Origin of the sequence: Winslowiella toletana (genome assembly GCF_032164335.1) — a bacterium.
In the GTDB taxonomy this organism is placed as follows: domain Bacteria; phylum Pseudomonadota; class Gammaproteobacteria; order Enterobacterales; family Enterobacteriaceae; genus Erwinia; species Erwinia toletana_A.
Map to the genome: position 1 here is coordinate 2,071,064 of NZ_CP134152.1, position 15,840 is coordinate 2,086,903.

At 52.8% G+C, this 15,840-nt stretch carries 14 protein-coding genes and 1 tRNA gene; 8 read left to right on the top strand and 7 right to left on the bottom strand.

Annotated elements, in window-relative coordinates:
- Positions 1 to 67: 67 nt before the first annotated feature.
- Positions 68 to 805 carry a flagellar brake protein gene (locus RIN69_RS09785; protein ID WP_313857121.1) on the bottom strand — a complete coding sequence of 246 codons (738 nt, stop codon included), beginning with the start codon at positions 803 to 805 and terminating at the stop codon, positions 68 to 70.
- Between the two features lie 210 nt (positions 806 to 1,015).
- Between RIN69_RS09785 and RIN69_RS09790 the strand changes: the two genes are divergently transcribed.
- Positions 1,016 to 1,213, top strand: a complete 198-nt coding sequence (locus tag RIN69_RS09790; protein WP_313857122.1) for a DUF883 family protein — start codon at positions 1,016 to 1,018, stop codon at positions 1,211 to 1,213.
- Between the two features lie 10 nt (positions 1,214 to 1,223).
- Entirely contained in the window at positions 1,224 to 1,472 is a 249-nt protein-coding gene (locus RIN69_RS09795; protein ID WP_313857123.1) for a GlsB/YeaQ/YmgE family stress response membrane protein, read from the top strand.
- Between the two features lie 63 nt (positions 1,473 to 1,535).
- Here RIN69_RS09795 and RIN69_RS09800 read toward each other — a convergent pair whose 3' ends face one another.
- The 3 genes from RIN69_RS09800 to treA all read right to left on the bottom strand — a co-directional run bounded on the left by RIN69_RS09800 (position 1,536) and on the right by treA (position 6,869).
- Complete coding sequence (locus RIN69_RS09800) at positions 1,536 to 3,656, bottom strand: TonB-dependent siderophore receptor (RefSeq protein WP_313857125.1); 2,121 nt, start codon at positions 3,654 to 3,656, stop codon at positions 1,536 to 1,538.
- A gap of 259 nt (positions 3,657 to 3,915) precedes the next feature.
- Positions 3,916 to 5,196, bottom strand: a complete 1,281-nt coding sequence (locus RIN69_RS09805) for an MFS transporter (protein WP_313857126.1) — start codon at positions 5,194 to 5,196, stop codon at positions 3,916 to 3,918.
- 77 nt (positions 5,197 to 5,273) lie between these two features.
- The gene (gene treA, locus RIN69_RS09810; RefSeq protein WP_390902536.1) at positions 5,274 to 6,869 is read right to left on the bottom strand and encodes an alpha,alpha-trehalase TreA; all 1,596 of its coding nucleotides are present in this window, start codon (positions 6,867 to 6,869) and stop codon (positions 5,274 to 5,276) included.
- Positions 6,870 to 7,197: 328 nt separating this feature from the next.
- Here treA and phoA point away from each other — a divergent pair, with 328 nt between their 5' ends.
- Positions 7,198 to 8,610: an alkaline phosphatase gene (gene phoA / locus RIN69_RS09815; RefSeq protein WP_313857127.1), complete on the top strand. Its 1,413-nt coding sequence runs from the start codon at positions 7,198 to 7,200 to the stop codon at positions 8,608 to 8,610.
- A 162-nt stretch (positions 8,611 to 8,772) separates the two neighbouring features.
- Here the strand turns inward: phoA and RIN69_RS09820 are convergent, their stop codons facing one another.
- Positions 8,773 to 9,600, bottom strand: coding sequence for an aminoglycoside phosphotransferase family protein (locus tag RIN69_RS09820; RefSeq protein WP_313857129.1), 828 nt, complete (start codon positions 9,598 to 9,600; stop codon positions 8,773 to 8,775).
- 238 nt (positions 9,601 to 9,838) lie between these two features.
- Here RIN69_RS09820 and RIN69_RS09825 point away from each other — a divergent pair, with 238 nt between their 5' ends.
- Positions 9,839 to 10,309, top strand: coding sequence for a DUF3237 family protein (locus RIN69_RS09825; protein WP_313857131.1), 471 nt, complete (start codon positions 9,839 to 9,841; stop codon positions 10,307 to 10,309).
- A gap of 241 nt (positions 10,310 to 10,550) precedes the next feature.
- Here the strand turns inward: RIN69_RS09825 and RIN69_RS09830 are convergent.
- Positions 10,551 to 10,638: transfer RNA gene (locus RIN69_RS09830), tRNA-Ser, on the bottom strand.
- 233 nt (positions 10,639 to 10,871) lie between these two features.
- Here RIN69_RS09830 and RIN69_RS09835 point away from each other — a divergent pair.
- The 4 genes from RIN69_RS09835 to RIN69_RS09850 all read left to right on the top strand — a co-directional run bounded on the left by RIN69_RS09835 (position 10,872) and on the right by RIN69_RS09850 (position 14,746).
- Positions 10,872 to 12,341: a peptide MFS transporter gene (locus RIN69_RS09835; protein ID WP_313857133.1), complete on the top strand. Its 1,470-nt coding sequence runs from the start codon at positions 10,872 to 10,874 to the stop codon at positions 12,339 to 12,341.
- A gap of 85 nt (positions 12,342 to 12,426) precedes the next feature.
- Positions 12,427 to 13,368 (top strand): glyoxylate/hydroxypyruvate reductase GhrA, encoded by a 942-nt coding sequence (gene ghrA / locus RIN69_RS09840; protein ID WP_313857135.1) that lies wholly within the window; start codon positions 12,427 to 12,429, stop codon positions 13,366 to 13,368.
- Between the two features lie 55 nt (positions 13,369 to 13,423).
- The gene (locus RIN69_RS09845) at positions 13,424 to 14,161 is read left to right on the top strand and encodes a phosphatase (RefSeq protein ID WP_313857136.1); all 738 of its coding nucleotides are present in this window, start codon (positions 13,424 to 13,426) and stop codon (positions 14,159 to 14,161) included.
- 36 nt (positions 14,162 to 14,197) lie between these two features.
- Positions 14,198 to 14,746, top strand: a complete 549-nt coding sequence (locus RIN69_RS09850; RefSeq protein ID WP_313857138.1) for a TorD/DmsD family molecular chaperone — start codon at positions 14,198 to 14,200, stop codon at positions 14,744 to 14,746.
- Positions 14,747 to 14,800: 54 nt separating this feature from the next.
- Here the strand turns inward: RIN69_RS09850 and RIN69_RS09855 are convergent, their stop codons facing one another.
- Complete coding sequence (locus tag RIN69_RS09855; protein WP_313857139.1) at positions 14,801 to 15,694, bottom strand: DMT family transporter; 894 nt, start codon at positions 15,692 to 15,694, stop codon at positions 14,801 to 14,803.
- Positions 15,695 to 15,840 lie beyond the last annotated feature (146 nt).

A 15,840-nucleotide genomic window follows, 5' to 3' on the forward strand; every position in this document is an offset into this window, starting at 1 on the left:
TTAATGGCCGGTTATCCGGCCGTTTTTAACCCGGACGCAGCGTATCCGTAATCCTTCAACGCGCTCACTAATCGGCAAAACGTCTGGCCTTATCGCGTGCCAGTCGCTCCAGAGCGAAAATTACCTGCTGTAGCTCTCTTTCTACGGTGGCGGTCAGCGCAACAAAGCGTAAGCTCAGCCGTGGCGTTACTACCGTTTCATTTTTACTGCTGATAGTGGTGCGTTCGCCAATATGCAGCAGCTGCGCATCGACTGTAAACTGACCATATTCCCCAAGTTCCACCTGTAAACCCTTCAGTATTTCGCCGCAGCCGAGTGTCGGTGGTAAAGCGCCATCGGCCAGTACGCCAATACCACCCAGCGACAGATCGTGCAGGCGAAAACGGGCAACCGAGCCGTTTGGCCAGTGGCTCTGGCAGAAGAAGCCTGGTTCCAGTGGCGCCGTCACGCGGAAAAACTCGCGGCGCTGAATCAGCCACAATAACGGCGGCAGCGGGGCAGAAAACGCCGGTAAGCCCTGATATTGCACGGCATCAAGCCTGTCGAGGGCGAACTCCACTTTGGCCCCCTGGGGTTCGGCAGAAATGTGCAGATCTTGTGACTGTAACGCCAGCTGATTGTCATACGGATTGCTGCCGTAATCGACAACCAGCTGATGTTGATCAACAAACAGTAAGCGGCTGATAAACTGACCGCGAGCACTGGCTATTCGCACCGGGGTCTGATGTTTCTCTAGGTCACGCAGTACCCCCAGCACTGCCAGCGTGCCGCGTTTCAGGTACTGCTCTTTTTCTTGCTCTTTCACATCCTGCTCCGGTGCGGTGGCTTTATCGCTGCTGATAGCGTTACCCGATCAGTATCGGCTTAAATGCGGCGGACTTTACTTATAATCGATCGTCTCCCGCTGTTTTTTTCGTCAAAGTTTAGATTTAAATCACAGAGTTAGAATTATCGCCTATACTAATTGGCACAATAGGGCCTCGGCCATCTGCGAGCTTATCAACAGGAGAGTGTGATGTTTTCAAAACGTGAAGCCGGTAAAAAACTTGAGCAGGTTCAGGAACGCTCCCGCGAAGCAGGCAGCGAACTGTGTGATGAGCTGAAAAGTGCAGCAAGCGAATCCTGTGATTATTTGAAAAAGAATCCATGGGCTGGCGTAGGCATTGGTGCAGCGCTGGGTTTGGTGATTGGTGTGTTAATTAGCAAAAAATAAGGAGCAGGAAATGGGAATTCTTTCATGGATCATTTTTGGTCTGATCGCCGGTATCATCGCGAAATGGATTATGCCAGGTAAAGACGGTGGCGGTTTTATCATCACCATCGTATTAGGTATTATCGGTGCGGTAGTCGGCGGCTGGATCAGTACCTTCTTCGGCTTTGGTAAAGTCGATGGCTTCAACTTCGGTAGCTTTGTGGTGGCGGTAATCGGTGCCATTGTGGTGCTGTTTATCTACCGTAAAGTCAAAAGTTAAGCACTAAAGATAGAAAAAAAGGGAGACGTCAAGTCTCCCTTTTTTGTGGCTGTCAGTTAACTATCAGAAGTCGTAACCGACGGTGGCAACAACAGTGCGCTCAGCGCCTTTATAGCAGAAGCCAGTACCATAACAGGCGGCAATATATTCGCGGTCTGTCAGGTTATTGGCATTCACCTGCACATATGCCCCTTTCAGCTGGCTATTCCAGGCACCAAGATCGGCGCGTACGGAAGCATCAAACAGGGTAACGGAAGGCAGGCGGGTGGTATTTTCATTGTCAGCCCACTGTTTGCCCATATGACGCACCCCGGCACCGACGCTCAGACCATAATCAAACTTGTAGTGCGCCCAGACGGTGGCGATTTGGTTTGGCGTCAGGTATGGCGTGTGACCATCGTTGTTATCCGGCGTCTCTTTAAAGCGCACGTGGTTCAGCGTGTAGCCAGCAATGGTGCTCAGACGCGGGGTCAGCTGATTACGTGCTTCCAGCTCCAGCCCTTGTGAGTGCACTTTACCGGCCGGCACGTTAATCGCATTGATAACGTCGCGGCTGGAAACATCTTTTTGTGTCAAATCATAGACGGCAATCGAGTACATATCGGATGTACCCACCGGCTGATATTTAACACCCGCTTCATACTGCTCGGCGGTGCTTGGTTTCAGCAGGTTTTGATCCGGCCCGGTCAGCGAACTTGGGGTAACCGCCTGGCTGTAGCTGACGTAAGGCGAAATTCCGCTGTCGAAGGCATACAGCACTGACGCCCGGCCACTGATATGATCGTCCGAGCGGCGGCGTGAATCACCAGAAGTATCATTGGCCTGTTTTGCGACGATACGATCGTAGCGACCGGACAGGTCGATATGCCACTGATCCACTTTCATCAGATCTTGCAGATAGAGCCCGGTCTGATGATAGCGACGAGTCAGATCATCATCGGTATAAAAGTTCAGCGCAGTACCGCCAGAAACGCCGGTAAACGGATTCAGGTTACTGGCCGTTGCACCGCCATCCCACAGATCGTTTTTGTACTGATGATACTCAGCACCCAGCACCACTTTGTGTTCCACCATCCCGGTAGCAAAATCGGCTTCCAGCTGGTTATCAATCGCCATAGCATCCAGCGACGAGCGGGTGCCGGAATAGTAACGCGTTAATTCATCACTGGTCGGGCTGACCCAACCTGCCTGATAAACCTGGTCAAGCTTGACGTTAGAATGGGTATAGCTGGCGTTAGAGCGAACAGACCAGGTTTCATTAAAGCGATGCGCGAACTCATAGCTGTAGATCTGCTCGGTACGTTTGTACTGGTCAAGAGAGCTTTCACCTTCATAGAAGCTCCGGCTGAGTCTTTTACCGTTGTGATCGGTGATGGTGCCGTCAAGCGGCACCGAGCCGTGATAACCACCCGAAGGATCTTTTTGCAAATATGCGCGCAGTAACAATGAGGTATCTTCGTCCGGCTGCCATAGCAGCGAGGGCGAAATCGCATAGCGCTCTTCACGGGTATGGTCGTACTGAGTATCGCTGCTGCGGGTCATACCAATCAGACGAAATGCCCACTGGTCGTTAATCGCATTGGTATAGTCAAAGGCGCCGCCTTTGGTATTTTGCGTGCCGCCAGACAGGCGGAAATGGCCCTGCTCAGTAAACTGCGGACGTTTAGACACCATATTGACCAGGCCACCCGGTACTGTCTGACCATAGAGGGCAGAAGAGGGGCCTTTGATCACGTCGATGCGCTCGAGGAACCAGGGATCAACTTGCAAGACGTTATGGCTACCGCCATCACTCATCACCCGCAGCCCGTCAAGGAAGGTGTTGTCGGTGTCACCGCCGTGGAAGCCACGCAGAGAAATGGTATCGAAGCGTGAAGCGGCACCGGCAAAGTTGGTGAACACCCCCGGCGTATAGTTCAGCGCCTGGTTCAGGTTGGTCGCACCCTGATCTTCAATCTGCTGACGGGTTACCACGGAAATTGATTGTCCGGTAGTAATCAGCGGCTCATCGGTTTTCGTTGCACCGGTACTGCTTTTTACGGTGTAACCTGAAGTGGGTGACTGGGCGGTTTCGGCTGGCTGTGCAGTAACGACCATGGTCTCTTCTGCAAAAGAGAGTGCTGGTGCGGTGAGTGCAATTGAACAAAGCAGAGCAGAACGCTTTAAGGTAAAAGCCATTCTCATTCTAGATATCCCATAGTTTCATTGTAATAGAGCCGCCATTTCCAAAAAGATCGCGGCCTGACGCGCAGCGGCAATGCGATTGACTTACATTTACATATATCTAATGATAATTATTATCTTTCTCGATAACGGTTTCAAGCATTGATTATGCTTATCTATTCACACAAAAAGATCGGGGTATTAACATAACTGAGCAGTAAACAGACAAAGGCGTTGAGGCGGCTGCAGGCCAGACAGCGTCGGGGCTGTCTGGCTGAGGTTAACTTTCGAGGTCGCGCAGATGGTCGTCGGGGCGTAGGGTGAGGATCGCCAACAAACTGATTAATGAAATGATGACCACATACCATGCCGGAATATTGATATTGCCGGTCTGCTTGATCAACGCGGTGATGATCAGACCGGCGCAGCCGGAAAACACCGCATTAGACAGGGAGTAGGCCAGGCCTAATCCGGTATAACGTACCCGGGTCGGGAACATCTCTGCCAGCATCGCTGGTCCGGGACCGGCCAGCAAACCGACCACCGCACCGGCCAGCATCACCGCCGCTGCCTTCCACCACAGGGATGCCTCAGGCTGTTGTAAAATCGCCAGCAGCGGGAAAGTAAAAATGATCACTGCGCCAATCGCCAGCAGCATTATGCGGCGGCGGCCATAGCGATCGCTAAGACGACCCGCTGGCAGAATGGTCAACGCAAAGCCAATATTTCCCAATACCGTGGCTATCAAAGCCTGCTGGAAACTGGCGTGTAGTGAGGTTTGCAGCCATGACGGCATCACGACTAAAAAGGTATAACCGGCTGCCGACCAGCCCATCATGCGACCAATTCCCAGCGCGATGGCTTTCACTACGCCGGAAAGCGGCGCGGGTTGCAGATTCTGCTGCGTCTGTTTAAAGCTCGGAGTTTCATCCAGCTGCAAGCGCAGCCACAGCGCCACCAGACCCATTGGCAAGGCCAGCAGGAACGGCACGCGCCAGCCCCAGCTGTGCAACTGTTCGCTGGTCAGTAATGTAGCCAGTAACGCCACAACACCGGCACCGGCCAGTAAACCAAGCGCCACGGTAAAAGATTGCCAGGCACCGTAGCTGCCACGTTTGCCACGCGGCGCGAACTCGGTCATCAGTGCCACTGCGCCGCCAAACTCACCGCCGGCAAACAGCCCCTGAAGCATGCGCAATAGCGTCAGCAGCAACGGCGCAGCGACCCCCAGCGTAGCGTATGTCGGCATCAGCCCAATGGCGGCGGTAGCCAGCGTCATCATAATCAGCACTGCTATCAGCGTCGGCTTACGGCCGATACGATCGCCAATACGCCCAAACAGAATCGCGCCCAGCGGGCGGCAGAAGAAGGCGAGGGCAAAGGCGGCGTAGGTAAGGATCAGGCTGGTTATCTCGCTTTCACCCTCAAGACGAAAGAAATTCCCGGCAATGACCGTGGCAAGAAAACCGTAAACGCCAAACTCATACCATTCAATAAAATTACCGACCGAACCGGCGACGAGCGCACGGCGACTGGCTGAGCGAGTGATTTGTGCTTGCATGATGGCTCCGGGCCAGTCGAGGGGAGCCGTTTTCGGCTCCCGCTGTGAGGATATGCAGTGATTAACGTGCACAATCCTTATTGGGTTTTGCTGATATCACTAACGTTATTACAGGTGACATCTTTCGGGCAGTACATATCCATCAGTTTTAGCGTAACGCCGTTGGTCCAGCCAAAGCCATCCTGCAACGGATATTCACCGCCGCCGCCGCCGCCCAGACCGCTGCCTTCCACGACATACTTCTCAACCAGCTTATGCTCTTTGTCATAAGTGGCCTGCACATTCTTCAGAAAGCGCATGCCGATATCTTTTGCCAGCGTCTGTTTGCCATAGTGATTCAGGCCCTCAACCGCCACCCACTGTAACGGTGCCCAGCCGTTTGGCGCATCCCACTGCTGACCATTATTGACGTTAGTGGTAACCAGTCCACCTTCTTTCACCAGCTGTTTCTGGACTGCATCGGCAGTGCGGCTGGCTTTCTCTTTGCTGGCGACCTGCAGATAAAGCGGGAACAGCGTGGCGGCGGTCAGCTGTTTACGCACGCTGTTTTTCTGCCAGTCATAGTCGGCATACCAGCCATCCTGTTCATCCCACAGGTAGCGGTTAATCGCTTCCTGACGTTTTTTTGCCAGATCGTCAAAGCGCTGACTGGCGTCGTCCTGTTTCGCCAGTTTGCTGGCGTGAGCAAGCGTTTTTTCCAGATGATACAGCAGGGCGTTCAGATCCACCGGCACAATGCGGGTGGTGTGGATGGTAGAGAGATCGTCAGGCTTATCAAACCAGCGCGAGCTGAAGTCCCAGCCGGAAGCCGCACCGGCGCGCAGATCGCGATACAGTTCCGCTTTATTCCTGTCGGTCGCTTTCTGTGCGGTGGTAATATCATCCATATAGGATTCAGTGCGCGGCACGTCGCGCGCATCCCAGTAGCGGTTAAGGATCGCGCCATCTTTCAGTTTGACCACGCGCTGGCTGGCTTCACCAGCTTTTACCGTCTCCGCATCCGCCATCCAGTACTCCCACTCCTTTTGCAGCTGCGGTTGGTATTTGACATAAACCTCATCGCCACCGTGCTTCGCCAGCAGATCAACCATCAGGCTAAAGAAGGGAGGTTGAGAACGGCTGAGATAATAACTGCGGTTTCCGTTCGGAATATGACCATATTTATCCAGCTCTGCCGCGAAGTTATCCACCATATCCTTCACCCGATCCCAGTGACCGCTTTCAGCAAGCCCCAGCATGGTGAAGTAGCTGTCCCAGTAGTAAACTTCGCGAAAGCGGCCGCCTGGCACGACATACGGTTTCGGCAGCGGCAGCAGCGAATCATACTGATTCACTTTGTCGGTGGTGCGCGTCAGCACGGGCCACAATCCGTTGATATGTTCACGCAGGCTTTGCCCCTGCGGTGGTACATATTTTTCACCGTCGGCTGGCAGAATAAAATTGCTGTCTACAAAGTGGCGCAGATCGAAATTACGCTGAGATTTTTGCATCTGCCAGTCGGCGAGAATCGAAGAGGGGCTATATTTTGGCACCGCATCAGCGAAAGTTTTTTGATCGGGAAAGAACTTTGCCGACTGCACGGCGTGATACAACGGACCGAGACGCACATCGGGCGGCTGTGGCGCGCTGGTTAACATGCGCTGATCATCTTCAGCGTGCGCAGGCAAAGTCATGCCCGCCAGCACGCCGGTAAACATTAGCGGCAGCAACAGTGCCCCTTTCCATTGACGGTTATCAACTCGTCTCATCATCGGAAGTTCTCCTTGTCCAGACCAGACATGGTCTGTAAGTAATTGACCATTCGAAAAACTTTAGACGAAATTTTACAAAGTGTTGGAAAGCAGGGCGCGAACTGTGAGGTGGCTAATGGTTTTAGTGTTATCAGGCGGCGCTGTGCCTGACATCAGAATGACATGCCGGTGTCACAAAACTGACAGGGTTTTGTCGCAAACTCGCTCTCTGAAAACCTTAGTTAACTTTTTCTCATGGAGAGATGGCAAGATGTCACATAAAAAACTATTCACCCTGTCGGTTATTGCTACCCTGTTTTCCACCAGCTGTTTCGCCGATATCGCTGCCTACAGCCGCGCGGCTCAAGGCGATCTGACGCAGCCAGGTGGCGCACGCCGCCTGACCAGCGATCAAACCGAGGCGTTAAAAGCGTCGTTAAATAATCACACCGCGAAAAACGTAATCCTGCTGATTGGTGACGGGATGGGTGACTCTGAAATCACCGCTGCGCGTAACTATGCCGAAGGCGCAGGCGGTTTCTTTAAAGGCATCGACGCGCTGCCGCTGACTGGACAATACACCCACTACGCGCTGGATAAGAAAACCCATAAACCAGACTATGTAACCGATTCTGCCGCCTCGGCCACCGCCTGGAGTACCGGAGTGAAATCGTATAACGGTGCGATTGGCGTAGATGTTAACGGCAAAGATCATCCGACGATCATGGAAATTGCCAAAGCGGCAGGTAAAGCGACCGGCAACGTCTCTACTGCGGAATTGCAGGATGCCACTCCGGCGGCGCAGATGGCACATGTGACCTCGCGCAAATGTTACGGTCCGGCGAAAACCACGGAACTCTGTGCCAGCAATGCGCTGGAGCAAGGCGGCAAAGGCTCGATTACCGAGCAACTGTTAAATACCCGCGTTGACGTCCTGCTGGGTGGCGGCGCTAAGACCTTCAGTGAAACGGCGAAAGCCGGTGAGTGGCAGGGAAAAACGCTGGAGGAACAGGCAAAGCTGCGTGGTTACCAGTGGGTCAGCGATCTTAACGGCATGAACGCCATCAGCGAAGCAAATCAGGATAAGCCAGTGTTGGGGCTGTTTGCTGACGGCAATATGCCGGTGCGCTGGAAAGGCCCTAAAGCCAGCTATCACGGTAACCTGACAAATGAAGCGATTCGCTGTGAGGTGAATGCAGAACGTCCGGCCTCAACCCCGACGCTGGCGCAGATGACCGATAAGGCCATTGAGCTATTGAGCAAAAATCAAAACGGCTTCTTCCTGCAAGTTGAAGGCGCGTCAATTGATAAACAGGATCACGCCGCTAACCCATGTGGCCAGATTGGCGAGACGGTAGATCTGGACGAGGCGGTGCAGAAGGCGCTGGAGTTTGCGCGTAAGGACGGCAATACGCTGGTGGTCGTTACTGCAGATCACGCGCACTCCAGCCAGATCATTGCCAATGACAGCAAGGCGCCGGGACTGACGCAGACGCTGAAGACTAAAGAGGGTGGGCTGATGACCATTAGCTACGGTAACTCGGAGGAAGATTCTCAGGGACATACCGGCACTCAATTGCGCATCGCCGCCTATGGCCCGCATGCTGCAAATGTGGTTGGCCTGACCGACCAGACCGACCTGTTCTATACCATGCGGGCGGCGATGGGCATTACCCAGAACTAACGAGGGTTAGCGATACCACAATCCGCCAAAAGCCCGAACACGCGTTCGGGCTTTTGCGCTTGGTCACGATTTAAAGCTGGAAACATTGGGGTGACAGACGGGGTCTGGCATCAGAAAAATTGGCCTGAATTTCACCCCTAAGGTTAACCTGAACAGTTTCAGTCACTGCTGCAGTTTGGCAATTGCCAGCTTAGCGACTTCTGGTGTAGTGGAAATTGGTTCATTGCTTTCAAGTGACCATGCGGTTGAAAGCCCACACCATGCAATTATCCACATAAGAAGCCGCTCTCTGTCCAGACCTGCCATTTGACTAACGATCTCCAGCCGTTGTTCAAATACTTCTGGCACAGTCGCGACCCGGGGAACGGGATTGTCAGCATCCGGATTGGTGAAAATATTGGCATAGTCGAATCCTCGTTCGCCTTTTACCCCTTTGGGATCAATCGCCAGCCAGCCCGATGAGCCAAAATCAAGAACGTTTTCATGGTGCAGGTCACCGTGTAATGCGACCACATCACGTGGAGTGGATAGCAATTCTTCCGATATTTCTGCGCTGCGGATAAGAAAACCACCATATTTCCGCGCTGCTGGTTTTAAAGCGCAAAACCACTCATGAAGAGGCACAAGCTGTGGTAACGGACGTTTCTGGCCTGCATGCAGCTGGTTTGCAGTAAGGCAGAGGATACGACAGGCCTCTGCATCCTGGCCTTCCCGGGACATAGCGGACAGAGAGGCGGGTCCTGTGGCACGCTCCAGAAGAATTGCCTGATCTTCACAGGCGATAACCGCTGCCGCGCCATTTCCTCCCCACCACGCCATAAGAGCATTACCGGTTTGTTCATACTCGTCATCGGTAATTTTTAGCATGGCTTTTATGCCACCTGTGATTGTTTTTACCGGCAGGAGTTGTGAGGTATGCGTGATGCAGGGGGGGCCATCTGGAATGAGTTTCCAGCGCGTCAACCAGGGTTTGAAGGCTAATTTATCCATTAATTTCCCTGTCGGTTAAGGGACGGTATACGACAGAACTGTCAGCGATTGTAGCCGGTGAAATTACTGTTATATACCTTCGGCCATTATGGTTGCCTGTCATTTTCAGAAGCATGCTTATTTTTTACAATAACAGAAAATTATGCGGCTTAATTCTGTTAGATTCCAGTTATACTAAAATTTCGGCGGTTGCAACAATGAAAGTCTGCTATCTACTGCCAACCAGCCTGATGAGAACATGATCGATTACAAAAGAGGTAGTGTTATGAATGGAAAGAAAATTATCACCTATGACATGACCATAACTGATGTCATTGACAGTGGCACTTCGTTTGAAGATATTTTATCAGGTAAAAAAGAAATACCTTTGCAAGGTGTGAGAATTTTCATTTCATTCGAAGGTAAAGTCTCTGGCGAAGTAACGGGGACTATCTCTGGTGTTGATTATGTTTATTTAAGATCCGACGGTAGGGCTGAGCTGGATATCAGAGCCATGATTCAGACTGCAGATGATGACAGAATTGCCGTTGTTGCTGATGGTGTGGCAAATATCGTTAAGGGTGAATCCCGACATAATATTTATGAAAATGTAAAGCTCACGACATCCGCAGAAAAATATCAAATTTTAAATCTGTATCAGGTTTGGTCTGTTGGTTATGTTGATTTCGAAACTAAAAAGTTAGTCCTGGAGGGGTATTTACAGGATTAACATCGATATTGATTTTGACGCTCTTCAGTGATGCATTGCGGAGCAACGTATAGCCCCTCAGGGCAGGGTAATATGCTGGCGCCCAATTCATTTGCCGCCAGCGCAGCCTGTTCCTGGTAGCGAGGCGCGATGGCCCACTGGCGGCAATAGCCTGCTCACCTTTACGATGACGGTCGCTGAATTCCACCGCCAGCCAAAAACAAAAAAGCCCGAACCGAAGTTCGAGCTTTTTTACAGAATATGGCGGTGAGGGAGGGATTCGAACCCTCGATACGTTGCCGTATACACACTTTCCAGGCGTGCTCCTTCAGCCACTCGGACACCTCACCATATTGTTGTCGGCAACTGACTTGTCGACGGCGGCTAATGTAGGGATTTCCCGCCGCGCCGTCAACGAACTTTCGTCATTCCGTGATGCGTTCAGACAGTTTTTCAGCAGGTTGCTGGCAAAATGGCCGAAAGAGGCAAAAAACATAACTAATCACATTTTCCATCCTGCATCATTGAGCAGTAATGCGCATAATAATGCGCTTATTCTGGCAAGAAAATCACAGAGGTTAGTTTGAATCACGTAACAAAGGCGCAGCCACACGGCGTTCCCGCCGGTTCGGGTGCACTCTTCTTTATTCAGATCTTCGCCACGCTCGGCTTCGCCGTTCTCTATTCGACGCTGGTACTGTATGCCACCAAACGTCTCGGATTCAGCAATGCCGAAGCCACGACCATGATGGGCGTATTTGGCGCGTTTAACTACGGTCTGCACCTGTTCGGCGGCTATCTTGGCGGCCGCTTTCTCAGCAACCGCAATCTGTTTGTGCTGGGAATGGTGTTGCAGGTGGCGGGGTGCTGGGTGCTCTCCGGGCAGAGCGCCGATGGATTATACTGGGGGCTGGCGATGTTCCTCACCGGTAGCGGCCTGAATGTCACCTGTATCAATATGATGCTGACCCAACGTTTTGCCCCGGAAGATAACCGCCGTGAGAGCGCGTTTCTGTGGAATTACGCGGGTATGAACCTCGGATTCTTTATTGGTTTTACCGGAGCCGGTTATTTCCAGCTTACCGAGCACTATCAGGCGCTGTTCCTGTTTGCCACGGTGGGCAATGTGCTGGCGATTATCATCTCACTGCTGCGCTGGAAAATCCTTGCAGATATCAATACGCCATTGCTGCAGGCCAGTAAAAGCCAGTTCAGGCTGCGGATGCTGATCGGGCTGGCGATTCTGGTACTGCTGGTTCCGCTGATTCGCATCATGCTGACCCACGCCGATTTTACCGGCTCGTTTGTTATCGTGCTGGGCATAGCGGTGTTTTTATTGCTGTGCCTGACCACGCTGCGCCATCGTCCGCGCGAAGAGCAGCGCCGGATGGCGGCTTATCTGATCCTGGCGATCGGTTCCCTGGTGTTCTGGATGCTGTATCAACTGGCGCCGATGGGGCTGATGCTGTTTGTTGAGCACAATATCAATCTTAACGTTTATGGCATTCATGTTGCTCCGCAGTGGGTGCAGAATATTAACACGCTGGTGATTGTTATTGGCGGCCCGCTGCTGGCGATGGGCTTTCGCAACCTGCGCGAGCGCGGCTGGCGCATTGATATTCCCTTGCAGTTTGCCTCTTCACTGTTCTGTATAGGTCTGGGAATGCTGGTGCTGCCGTTGGGTATCATGCTGTCCGGCGGTGATGGCATGGTGGCGTTTAAATGGATTGTTATCAGCTATCTGTTCCAGAGCATCGGGGAATTGCTGATTTCGCCGATTGGTTACGCGATGATTGGCAAACTGGCACCGGCGCGCTATCAGGGCGTGATGATGGGCTGCTGGATGATGGTCACCGGTGTGGCCTCGGTGCTGGCGGGCTATGTTTCAGGCTGGATGCCGGATAACAGCGGCAGTACGCCACTGCTGACCAACCCGGGGTACAGCCATATCTTCAGCCTTCTCGGTTGGGGTGCGGCGGCAATTGGCCTGTTAATGCTTTGCCTGATGCCACTGCTGCGCAAGCTGATTCAGCAAGCGCCGGTCAGACCGTAATGCCACGGGGCAGATTAGCTGCCCCGAAATTTTCACTTGCCAGCACGCCCATTATCCCTGAGCCTTGAAAAAAACAGGAGGAAATGTGGATATCATTTTTTATCATCCGTCTTTTAAAGCAGCCACTTGGATCAACGGCTTACAGCAACGCCTTCCGCAAGCGCGCGTTCGTGAATGGCAACCCGGCGACAATGCCGCGGCAGACTACGCGCTGGTGCGCACACCGCCGGTTGAAATGCTGCAAGGGCGCAGCGATCTGAAAGGGATTTTCGCCCTTGGCGCGGGTGTTGACGATATTCTGAGCCAGTTAAAACAGCATCCTGAGATGCTGCCGGCCTCGGTTCCGCTGTTCCGGCTGGAAGATACCGGCATGGGCCTGCAAATGCAGGAGTATGCGGTGTATACCGTGCTGGGCTGGTTTCGCCGCTTCGATGATTATCAGCTGCAAAAACAGCAGGCGCTGTGGCAACCGTTAAAAAACTACCGTCGCAATGCGTTCACCATCGGCATTCTTGGCGCCGGAGTTTTAGGGCGTAATGTGGCGCAAAGTCTGAAAGCATGGGGTTTCCCAATCCGCTGCTGGAGCCGTACTGCCAGGCAAATTGATGGCGTCACCACCTATCACGGGGCCGATCAGCTAAACGATTTTCTTGATGGCACTCAGGTACTGATTAACCTGCTGCCAAATACGCCGCAGACGGCGGGGATCATTAATCGTCAATTGTTAAGCCAGCTTAATCCAGCAGCATTTGTGCTGAATCTGGCGCGTGGTGCTCACCTGGTTGAAGATGATTTGCTGGCGGCACTGGAGGCCGGTGAAATCAAAGCGGCAGCGCTGGATGTGTTTGTTCAGGAACCGCTGCCGCAAAGCAGTGCGCTGTGGTCGCACCCGCGAGTGGCGATTACGCCACATAACGCTGCGGTCACGTTGCCGGAAGAAGCGATGGACTTTATCGCCAAATCAATCCAGCAGCGCGAAGCCGGTGAAATGCCGGAAGGACGAGTGGATATCGCACGCGGTTATTAACCTCTGTAAGGGCAGGGATGCTATCCTTGCCTTATTAAAAAAGGAGAAAATCGCTATGTACCCCGTTGATCTTCATATGCACACCGTTGCCAGTACCCACGCCTACAGCACACTGCACGACTATGTGGTTCATGCCAAAACCAACGGCATCAAACTGTTCGCCATTACCGACCATGGGCCGGATATGGCGGATGCGCCACACGCCTGGCATTTTATTAATATGCGCATCTGGCCACGGCTGGTGGAAGGCGTTGGCATTCTGCGCGGCATTGAAGCCAATATCAAAAATACCGCCGGTGAAATTGACTGCACCGGTCCGATGCTGGATGCGGTGGATCTGGTGGTAGCCGGTTTTCATGAGCCGGTATTTGCGCCACAGGATAAAGCCACCCATACCGAAGCTATGATTGCGGCGATGGCCAATGGTGATGTGCATATTATCAGCCATCCGGGCAATCCGAAGTTCCCGGTGGATATTCCGGCGATAGCGGCGGCGGCAGCGAAATATGATGTGGCGCTGGAGATTAATAATTCATCGTTTACCACCTCGCGCGCCGGCAGCGAGCCGAATTGCCGGGCGATTGCGGCGGCAGTACGCGATGCCGGTGGAAGACTGGCATTTGGTTCCGATTCCCACACCGCCTTTACCCTCGGTAACTTTGAACACTGCCTGCGAATTATGCGCGAAGTGGATTTTCCGGAAGAACGCGTGTTAAATGTCACACCGCGTCGTTTACTGGATTTTCTGGAAAAACGCACCGGCAAACGCATCGAAGAATTTGCTGATTTGTGACGCTGTCACTTTTAATCTCTTACTGGACTAAAATGAATGAATGAGTTCTCCATCATCTGCCGCATTCTCGGCTCGCTGTATAACCGTCAGCCGCAGGATCCGCTGCTGGTGCCGCTGTTTACTCTGTTGCGTGAAGGCAAGTTGCAGCAGCAATGGCCGCTGGAGCAGGATGAACTGTTAACTCGCCTGCAACAGAACAGCGATCCGCAGGCGCTGGCCGCCGATTATAATGCGCTGTTTGTGGGCAGCGACTGCAAGGTTTCCCCGTGTGGTTCACAGTGGGAAAATGGCCCGCAGGAAGCGGATGTACGCAGTTTTTTGCAGCAGCGCGGCATGCCATTAAGCGATGCGCCAGCCGACCATATCGGTGCACTGTTGCTGGCGGCTTCATGGCTGGAAGATCAGTCGGAAGAGGACGAAATTCAGGCGCAAATCACGCTGTTTGACGACTATCTGATGCCGTGGTGCGGCGCATTCCTTGGCAAAGTGGAAGCGCACGCCAGCACGCCTTTCTACCGCACGCTGGCGGCCATCAGTCGTGAAGCGATTCAGGCGATGCGTGACGAGTTAGAAGAAGTAAATTAATTTTAGCGGCGGCATTTTCGTCATCGTTTGATGACTCTGCCGCCAGCTGGCTTATTACGGTTTACGCCGTCTGGAAAGCCGTGGAAAGCGCGCATGCATCCGTATACTTCGCAGATTGATCACAGAAATCGCCGTGCCGGCAATCACCAGCAGCGCCCCGATCGCTTTAAACGTATTCATGCTGTCGCCCAGCACCACTATTCCCATCGTCACCGCCAGCACCGGCGTCAGCAGTGAGTAGGGCATAATCAGATTGACGTTATATTGCTTCAGCAACGCATACCACAACGAATAGGCGATAATTGACGAGCCAATCGCGCTGTAGAGAATGCCGAACCAGCCGCGCCAGGAAGAGTGTGAAAGCGCGCTGAACTGATCGGCTTCCAATAGATACGAAGCCAGCCCGACAATCGGGATAGCCAGAAACGAGATCCAGCCGGTCATGGTCAGCGGTTTAATTGGCGGTGACTTTTTGACGATCAAATTACTGATCGCCCAACCTGCCGCGCTGCTCAGTAACAGGCACAGCACCCACCCACTGGGAATAGTTGGGCTGCCGGTCAGTACCGCCACACCACTCAGTGAAATCGCAATCCCCAGTACCTGAATCAGCGTCAGTTTCTCTTTAAGAATCAACATTGCCAGCAGCATGGCAAACGGGGTGCCCAGCTGAACCACAATCGCTCCGGTTCCGGCGTCAGTATAGTTAATGCCGACAAACAGCAGCGAAAAATGGAGGAAACCAAAGGTGAATGCCAGCGGCAGCAGGTAACGAAGCTGTTCACGGGTGACGCGGGTAAAAGGGATCAGCAGTATCGCGACCACCACAAAGCGCATGCAGGTCATAAACAGCGGCGGCAGGTCAAGCAGACCCCATTTTATCGCCACGTTATTAAACGCCCAGAGAGAAACCACCAGTAAAACCAAAAAAAAATGACGCAGTGCCACGACGCATTCCTTAATGTTGCGTTGTTAACTCACCGATTTATCATGACACGAATGTTCCTTGCCGGGGGTAAGTTATTTTTATGTTAACTGACTTAGGTAATCTGAAAAAGTGATGAGACGCGGCGACGGGGAAGTGTCAGACTGAG